Raw genomic sequence first — 6,195 nt, 5'->3', positions numbered from 1 at the left:
CGTGGTCACCGAACGGGCGGTCCACAAGCACATCGGCAACGTGTTCCTGAAGCTGGGACTGCCGCCGAGCGACAGCGGACACCGCCGGGTGCTGGCCGTACTGGCGTACCTGGCGCACGCCCCGCAGTGACGCCAGGCACTCCACCGACGGCTGCTACAACGCCGACCGCAGCGTGTGCAGCACCGCGTCCGCCATCCCCCGCTCGCCCCGCTCATTGGGGTGCATCGCCGCCGCGGGGCTGCGCGGTACGAGCGGTTCGATCCACCGGGTGTCCTCCGCGGAGCAGGCGTCGTGGCCCTTGGAGGGCGTGTACGTGTCGACGTACCCCATGCCCGCGGCCTCGGCGCGTTCCCGCAGCATGCTGTTGAGCCGCTGTTCCGTCTCCCGCAGGAAGGTCACGTCGCCGGGTGCGAGGGACATCTCCCGGTCGCATTCGGCGCTCTCGGAGGGCAGGATCGCCGGGTAGCCGACGACGTACACCCGAGCCTGCGGGGCGCGCCGCCGGACCTCGGTCAGCGTGCGGGCGAGCCGCTCGTCCGCCTCGTCGATGCGCTGCCCCACGCTGTCGCCGGAATCGCCGGAATCGCCGGCGTACTGCCGTGCGCACGGGGCGTCCTCGGACACGTACTTCCCGCTCCCGGCGAGCTTGTACAGCGCCCCCGCCCCGACGCACCGCTTGATCATCGGGCTGAAGCCGATGTCGTTGCCGCCGATGCCGACGGTGACCAGGCGGGTGTCGGAGGAGATCGCCTTGAGCTGGGCGGGGTTGGTGCCGTCGTCGGTGGACTGGGAGGTCGTCAGGTCGGTGATCTTGGCGCCACTGCAGCTGACGTCCCGGAAGTCGGCGCCCTTCAGGCCGAGTCCGGCGGCGACGAGGGCGGGGTAGTTGCGGTCGGAACGGTCACAGCCGGCCGGGCTGCCCGTGCGGTCGGGGATCTCCGGCCCGGCGGTGTAGGAGTCGCCGAGGGCGACGTACGGCCCCTTCGACGCGGTCTTGGCCTCGGCGGCCGGAGTGTCGTCGTCCGTGACGCCGACGGCCACCGCGAGGGTGCCGCACGCGAGGAGAAGTCCGGCCAGCATGACCCGTGCATGAGTCGTCATCAGAATGTCCTGCTCTTTCTCGAAGGCGGAGGGCAGTGTCGTGATGAGCGGCTACGGGGAGGGGGACCGAAGAGACGGGGCCGCCGTCGGTGACGGCGGCCCCTGGGGTGCTGCGGGCTAGCGGGCGGAGACCGGCTCGGGTTCGGGCCGCTGTGCCGCGTCCGTGTCGCCGACCGTGTGCCGGCGGCTGAGCTTCTCGCCCTCGACGTCGACGTCGGGGAGCAGCCGGTTCAGCCAGCGGGGCAGGTACCAGGCCTTGTCGCCGAGGAGGGCGAGGATCGCGGGGACGATCGCCATGCGGACCACGAAGGCGTCGAAGAACACCGCGATGGCGAGGCCGAAGCCGATCATCTTGATCATCGACTCACCGGCGCCGATGAAGCCGGAGAAGACGGCCATCATGATCAGAGCGGCGGCCACGACCACCCGGGCGCTGTGCCGGAACCCGGTGACGACCGCCTGCTTGGCCCCGTCACCGTGGACGTACGCCTCCCGCATCCGCGAGACCAGGAACACCTCGTAGTCCATGGCGAGGCCGAAGACGATGCCCACCAGGAAGATCGGCATCATGCTCATGATCGGGCCGGTGGTCTCCACGCCGAGGAGTTCGGCGCCGTGGCCCTGCTGGAAGACCGCGACCACCGCGCCGAGGGCGGCGAGGACGGAGAGCAGGAAGCCGAGCGCCGCCTTCAGCGGCACGAGCAGCGAGCGGAACACCAGCAGCAGGAGCACGATCGCCAGACCGACCACGAGGGCGAGGTACGGGATCAGCGCGGCCTGCACCTTCTCGGCGACGTCGATGTCGACCGCGGTCTTGCCGGTCACCTCGAAGGACGCGCCCGCCGTCCGGGACTCGATGCCCGCCCGCTCGTCGCGGATGGTCTGCACGAGGTCCTTGGTCTTCTCGTCGGTCGGCGCGGTGGACGGGGTGACGGAGAACACCGCGGTGTCCCCGGCCTTGTTGAAGCGGGCCGGCGAGACGGAGACGACCCCGTCGGTGGCGGCGATGTCCTTCGAGATCGTCGATACGGCCGACTTCGCGTCGTCACTTCCCTTGGCGTCCACGACGATCGTCAGCGGCCCGTTGAAGCCGGGGCCGAAGCCCTCGGCGAGGGCGTCGTAGGCACGGCGCTCGGTGGTCGAGGTCGCCTTCGCCTCGTCACCCGGCATGCCCAGCTGGAGGTCCATCACCGGGGTGGCCATCGCGCCCAGGCCCACCACGCCGAGCAGCAGCACGGGGAGGGGGTGGCGTACGACGATCCGGGCCCAGCGCGAGCCGCCGTTCTCGGTCTTCTGCTGCTTCCTGCGGTTGCGCTTGGAGTTCTTGCGGACACCGCGCGAGAGCACCGCGTTCGACCAGAAGCCGAGGACGGCCGGGACCAGGGTGAGGCAGATCAGTACGGAGACCAGGACCGCGCCGGCCGCGGCCAGCCCCATCTTGGTGAGCAACGGGATGCCGACCACCGAAAGGCCGGCCAGCGCGATCACGACGGTCAGCCCGGCGAAGACGACCGCCGAACCGGCCGTACCGGCGGCCAGCCCCGCCGCCTCCCGCGGGTCGTGCCCCTTGGCGCGCTCCTCCCGGTAGCGGGACACGACGAACAGGGCGTAGTCGATGCCGCACGCGAGGCCGAGCATCGTGGCCAGCGTGCCGGTCGTGTCCGACAGGCCGAAGGTGCTGCTCAGGGCCATGATCGAGGCCATGCTGAGGCCGACGCCGAGGATTGCGGTGAGCAGTGGCAGTCCGGCGGCGGCGAGCGATCCGAAGGTGATGAGCAGGACCAGCGCGGCGATGGCGATGCCGATGGCCTCCGCGCTGCCGCCCGCCGACGGCTGGGTGGCGAGTGCGTCCCCGCCGACCTCGACGGTGAGACCGGCGTCCCTGGCCTGGTCGATGGCGGTCTCGAGGTGCTGCTTGCTGGTGTCGGTGAGGTCGTGGGCGGTGGCCTTGAAGGAGACGGTCGCGTACGCCGTCCTGGCGTCCTTGCTGACCGTCTTCGCCTGGAAGGGGTCGACGGCACTCGCGACCTGCGAGCCGTCTGCGGCCTCGTCGACGAGCTTCTCGATCGCCGCCTTGTTCTCGGTGGCGGTGACCTTCTCGCCGGTCGGGGCGACGAAGACGATCCGGGCGCTCGCCCCGTCCGCCGTGGTTCCGGGGAATCGTTGTTCCAGCAGGTCGAACGCCTTCTGGGACTCGATTCCGGGCATCGTGAAGCCGTCGTCGGCGGCGGCGGGTGCCTTGGCGGCGGCGACGCCCACGGCGCCGAGGGCCGCGATCCAGAGCAGCGTGACGAACCAGCGCCATCTGAAGGCCAGTCGGCCTATGCGGTAGAGGAGAGTGGCCATGGCAGGGGATGCCTCCACAACGGCGGTACGGGATCGGATCGGTCCGATCGGTGTGATCGGTGTGATCTCCACGATTCCGTCCGCCGTGCCTGGCCACGAGGGAGTGGGTTCCCGAGTGTGTGGTGTAGCCCGCTACACCGTCAGCCCGCGTGACATCCCGTCAGCTCTCCGAGCGTCAGGGTGTGCTGGGTCTGGACGACCTTCGCACGCAGGTAACGGACGTTGTGCGCGTTCTGGAAGACGCCGGTGGGGACGCGGTCGCGGACGTCGATGCCGAGGTCGCGCAACTGCCCTGCCTTGTCGGGGTTGTTGGAGAGCAGGTCGAGGCTGCCGATCCCGAGGGCCTGGAGCATCTGGGCGGCTGCCGTGTAGTCGCGGGCGTCCTCGGGCAGGCCCAGCGCGGTGTTGGCGGCGTAGGTGTCGAGGCCCTGGTCCTGGAGGGCGTACGCGTCGAGCTTGTTGTAGAGGCCGATGCCGCGGCCCTCCTGGCGGAGGTAGAGCAGGATGCCGCCGCGGTCGGCGATGCGCTCGACCGCCTCGCGCAGCTGCGGGCCGCAGTCGCAGCGGGCCGAGCCGAAGACGTCGCCGGTCAGGCACTCGGAGTGCAGCCGGACCAGCGGGGTGCTGCCGCGGGTCTGGTCGCCGAGGACGACTGCCACGTGTTCCTGGCCGTCGGCCAGTCCGTGGAAGGTGACCAGTTCGGTGTCGACGCTGTAGCCGTCGTGGAAGCGGAGCGGTACCCGGACGCGGGAGCGCGGGGTGGCGGCGGGGAAGTCGGGCATGCGGGTTCTCCCGGGTCCGGGGATCGGAGTCGCAGGTCTGCTGGTCCTGCGGATGGTTCCGCGGATCTGCTTCAGTTTTGAAGCAGATCCACGAGTACGGACCCTACCTCATGCTTTAAATTTGAATCAATCGGTTTGTGGCGGGGCTCACGAACAGGGGGACGAGGAGCGCCTGCGCCACGGGACGCCGTCCGGCGCGGACTGGGCGTCGTCGCCCTGGAGTCCCTGCGCGATCCCCGTGCAGATCTCCTCCAGCTGCTCCACCTGCTCGTCGGTGAGCTGGTCGAACAGGGAGGTCCGGACCGTCTCTACATGGCCCGGGGCCGCGCCCTCCAGTACGGTCATGCCCTCGTCCGTCAGGACCGCGACACTTCCGCGCTTGTCCCACTGGCAGTCCTCGCGCCGCAGCAGGCCGTCCTTCTCCAGGCGCGTCACCGCATACGTCAGCCGGCTGCGGGTGATCTTCAGCTTCTCCGCGAGATCGGTCATGCGCAGCCGGCGCTCGGGCACCTCGGAGAGGTAGGCCAGGATGGAGTAGTAGAGGTGCGGCATGCCGGCCTCCTGCTGGAGCTGCCGGTCGATCGCGTCCTCCAGGAGTTGCGTCGCGGCGATGTACGCGCGCCAGGCGCGCTGCTCCTTCGGGGTGAGCCAGCGAGTCGTCATGCCCCCAGTGTAGGTTTGCTTCAAACTTGAACCAAGAGTGCCGTGCCGCCGACTTCGAGAGGGACCGCGCCGATGCCCCACCCCTACGTCCTCCTCTCCGCCGCCGTCTCCCTCGACGGCTACCTGGACGACACCGGCCCCGACCGCCTGCTCCTCTCCGGCCCGGCCGACTTCGACCGGGTCGACGAGGTGCGGGCGTCCGTCGACGCGATCCTGGTCGGGGCGGGGACGATCCGTGCCGACAATCCGCGGCTGCTGGTCAACTCGGCGGAACGGCGGGCGGCCCGGGTGGCCGCGGGCAAGCCGGAGTATCCGCTGAAGGTCACGGTCAGCGGGTCGGGGGACCTGGACCCGGCCGCGAACTTCTGGCACACGGGTGACGAGAAGATCGTCTATACGACGGAGAAGGGCGCGGCCCGGGCGCGCGCGGCGGGACTGGCCGCGGACGTGGTCCCCCTGGGCGCCGAACTCGACTGGCGGCGGTTGCTGGAGCACCTGCACGACGTCCGGGGGGTCCGGCGTCTCATGGTCGAAGGCGGCGGGCGGATCCACACCCAGCTGCTGCGGCAGGGGCTCGCCGACGAACTGCAGCTGGTGCTGGCGCCGCTGTTCGTGGGCGACCCGGACGCGCCTCGTCTGTTCGGCCCCGGCCCCTACCAGGGCGGACGCCTCCGGCTGGTGGAGACCCGGCCGGTGGGCGACGTGGTGTTGATGCGCTACGAGCCGACGGCACCGGGCGCTGGTTCTCACCCCTGCGCCGCGGACCACCGCTGGCTGGCGCTGGCCTGCGAACTGGCGGCCGCGTGCCCGCCCTCGCGTACGGCGTTCAGCGTGGGGGCGGTCGTGGTGGCGGCCGACGGTACGGAGTTGGCGCGCGGCCACTCCCGGGAGGGCGAAGACCCCGTGGTCCACGCGGAGGAGGCGGCGCTTTCGAAGATCACGCCGGGTGACGCGCGGCTCGCCTCCGCGACGGTGTACAGCAGCCTGGAACCGTGTGCCCGCCGCGCGTCCCGGCCGGCGCCGTGTGCGCGGCTGATCCTGGATGCGGGGGTGCGGCGGGTGGTGACGGCCTGGCGTGAGCCGGACACCTTTGTCGTGGAGGCCGACGGGAGTGGGGTGCTGGAGGCCGAGGGTGCGTCGGTCGTCGTGCTCCCGGAGTACGAGGAGCGGGCCAAGGCGCCGAATCGGCATCTGCTGGGCTGAGGGGGGCGGGGTCATGCCTGCGGCGGCCTGTGCGGGTGGGGTGGGGGTTCGCGCGTTGCGCCTTGTGTCGTGGGGGGTCGGGGCCGTGTCGGGGGGGGT

General features: G+C 71.0%; 5 protein-coding genes and 1 pseudogene. 2 read left to right on the top strand and 4 right to left on the bottom strand.

From position 1 onward, the window contains the following. A pseudogene (locus ADK57_RS49640) lies at positions 1-130 on the top strand (DNA-binding response regulator); the annotation flags it as partial. A 24-nt stretch (positions 131-154) separates the two neighbouring features. On the opposite strand, the gene ADK57_RS43635 reads toward ADK57_RS49640, so the two are convergent. The 4 genes from ADK57_RS43635 to ADK57_RS43620 form a co-directional block, all read right to left on the bottom strand. Further along, positions 155-1,102 (bottom strand): SGNH/GDSL hydrolase family protein, encoded by a 948-nt coding sequence (locus ADK57_RS43635; RefSeq protein ID WP_234390589.1) that lies wholly within the window; start codon positions 1,100-1,102, stop codon positions 155-157. Between the two features lie 117 nt (positions 1,103-1,219). After that, positions 1,220-3,448 (bottom strand): MMPL family transporter, encoded by a 2,229-nt coding sequence (locus ADK57_RS43630; protein WP_053755330.1) that lies wholly within the window; start codon positions 3,446-3,448, stop codon positions 1,220-1,222. Between the two features lie 140 nt (positions 3,449-3,588). Continuing rightward, a complete protein-coding gene (locus tag ADK57_RS43625; RefSeq protein ID WP_053755329.1) occupies positions 3,589-4,230 on the bottom strand; it encodes a GTP cyclohydrolase II in 642 nt (213 codons plus the stop codon). A 147-nt stretch (positions 4,231-4,377) separates the two neighbouring features. Continuing rightward, positions 4,378-4,893, bottom strand: a complete 516-nt coding sequence (locus ADK57_RS43620; RefSeq protein ID WP_053755328.1) for a MarR family winged helix-turn-helix transcriptional regulator — start codon at positions 4,891-4,893, stop codon at positions 4,378-4,380. A gap of 72 nt (positions 4,894-4,965) precedes the next feature. Between ADK57_RS43620 and ADK57_RS43615 the strand changes: the two genes are divergently transcribed. Beyond that, positions 4,966-6,096, top strand: coding sequence for a dihydrofolate reductase family protein (locus tag ADK57_RS43615; RefSeq protein ID WP_053755327.1), 1,131 nt, complete (start codon positions 4,966-4,968; stop codon positions 6,094-6,096). Positions 6,097-6,195: the final 99 nt, after the last annotated feature.

It is taken from the genome of Streptomyces sp. MMG1533, from assembly GCF_001279775.1.
GTDB lineage: Bacteria > Actinomycetota > Actinomycetes > Streptomycetales > Streptomycetaceae > Streptomyces.
The sequence above is the reverse complement of the archived record's forward strand: the minus strand, read 5'-3'. Positions and strand labels throughout refer to the sequence as shown.